The sequence below is a fragment of the Bacteroides sp. 2201st1_D9_2201SCRN_220225 genome (genome assembly GCF_040928965.1).
GTDB classification, from domain to species: Bacteria; Bacteroidota; Bacteroidia; order Bacteroidales; family Bacteroidaceae; genus Bacteroides; species Bacteroides stercoris.
The window spans coordinates 1-2,066 of record NZ_JBCODG010000161.1; the positions used below are offsets into that span (position 1 = coordinate 1).

2 protein-coding genes are annotated in these 2,066 nt (G+C 36.8%); one reads left to right on the forward strand and one right to left on the reverse strand.

Going from position 1 to position 2,066, the window contains the following annotated elements; all coding sequences use genetic code 11:
- Positions 1-10: 10 nt before the first annotated feature.
- Positions 11-910 (reverse strand): Abi family protein, encoded by a 900-nt coding sequence (locus AB5903_RS22365; RefSeq protein WP_317259301.1) that lies wholly within the window; start codon positions 908-910, stop codon positions 11-13.
- Positions 911-1,407: 497 nt separating this feature from the next.
- On the opposite strand from AB5903_RS22365, the gene AB5903_RS22370 reads away from it, so the two are divergent.
- The coding region (locus AB5903_RS22370; protein WP_368118314.1) for a hypothetical protein at positions 1,408-2,066 on the forward strand (659 nt) is incomplete at its 3' end.

The following is a 2,066-nucleotide window of genomic DNA, read 5'->3' on the forward strand; positions in this document are numbered from 1 at the left end:
TAGATATTCACTACCTCCATAGAGGTTCTTGTTCCCAATTACGAGGGAAGCCCAACAAACGAGTTTGCACAGATGGATGTTTTATCAAAAGTTGCTTGAAGTCGGCAATGAATGTATTTTCTGGTGTAATGGAGTTGAGCCAATACACAACACAGCATAATTGTGGATAAAGCGTTTGTTCTCGGAATGAGAAATCGCCAATCCATGTATTGGGCATACGCTCCGGCATCTTGGGTTTAACAGGAAAAACACGGTTGGATAATCTTGAATGGTGGGCGCAACAATTGCGAAGCACGGCAAGGCACTCTAACCAGCTTCTCAAAAATTTATGATGATTTAAACCAAACTCTCTCGCTACAGCATGTTTTGCAGTAGCATCCGAAAAATTAGAATAGAGCTTAGATAATGTTCCCATTGAGATAACCTCCAGTGTTTTCCATACAGGTGGTAAATCAGGTTCGTTGTATTTGCGGAAATGCTCGGTAATAAAATCATCGTGAGAGCGTTCCACTTCTTTACGAATGACAGCTAAATTGGCTGCGAAACGTGTTTCATTGGTGGCATGGTTTTCTTCCATAAACCAAAATGCGCCAAATTCAAGTGCAAAGTGCTTGATTATTTTTGTACGAACTGCAACTTCAATCGTTTGGATGGCAGTAAAGAGTAAAGCCCGGAGCTGTTTGTCAAAGGAATAAAGGGTTATAATGTCAGCAAAGCGACAGCCATCCCTAAACCGATGTGTAGCGTGGTCAGCTTCAAAATTTCGCCAATAACCTGCAAGGCGAAAATAACTGATGGTGTCAAGCACCTTAACAGTTTGCTCAACATCATCAATAAGCAAACCTCTCTCTTTGAGAATATCAATTTGCCGCTCTGTGGTTATGGCTTGATGTGTATATCTAACTCCCATAAATAAAAATGTCCCGCTGGGTACGCTAATCTTACGGGAAGCGAGCGGGATTTGTTGATGCAAAGGTAATCTTTTATTTTTTATCTGCAAAAAAATAGCAACCAGATATACAATTAAATGTGTATTTAGTTGCTTTTTACAAAGTAATCTCATAATTTTGCGATTAGTCAAGTCCGATGTTTTATTTTCTCTTCCTCTTCCTACAATAAAACATCATGGTAAGATTGGAAAACATGTCTTACTATAATGTTTGGATAAGTGGAAATGTTTTCTAATGCCAGTTTACAGACGACAATGTGCGAGTGTAAAATTAAAAGTTCAACGTAAATCAACAAGCCATGGCATTTGGATTAATATTGGAAATCGATGGGCATAAGTATAAGTTATTAAAGTATAACCGCCGCTTTAATCAGAAAGGGTATTGTATGGTTCTACCTTTTCTCTCTGATATGAAAGAAATATCTGAATCCATGTTTCACTAAACTTATAAATACACAATGACCGATAAAAGCTATTTTGACTATCTCATAGAGATAGCAAGTATGATGGAAATAAATCATCAGTGTATTTATGATGAGAAGACATGCCAAAAATGGCGAGTATGCAGTTACATTGATAAGAGTCTGATTCATAATATAGAAATTGATATTATTGAATATCCACAGAGTAATGCACCGGAGGTATATCCAACATATAAATTGTTACAACAACTCAATCCCATATCACAACATATACATCTTCATCTGGATAAAATGGGAAAGATTATTTCCATTGTAAACAATCAAGAGATTGAGGATAAGTGGACTGAAATAAAGGATGCGCTTGTTTCTGAGTACGGAGATGTAAAACAGGGGAAAAAAATGATTGAGAAACTGAGTATCACTTACTACAATTTCATTGAATCCATTAAAAAATCTCTATTGCATCTGATTTTTCTTATGCGATTTAGAAAAGAGGATAAATTTAAAGTAGAACTCCCATCCGTGCTGAACGAGGGGTATATGATTGATGTTGATATGAAGTGTGCCATATCAGATGGGGGGCAACAATGTCTGCAAGGGCAAGGTTATGTCCAACATAGAGCCTCGATGATGGAAAAATATGAAAAACAGATAAGACCTTTGACACAATGTCGTTTTGATTATAATTTCAATAT

What these genes read in the sequence shown, in the direction of transcription:
- AB5903_RS22365 (WP_317259301.1), bottom strand. Translation starts at nt 910, where the DNA reads ATGGGAGTTAGATATACACATCAAGCCATAACCACAGAGCGGCAAATT.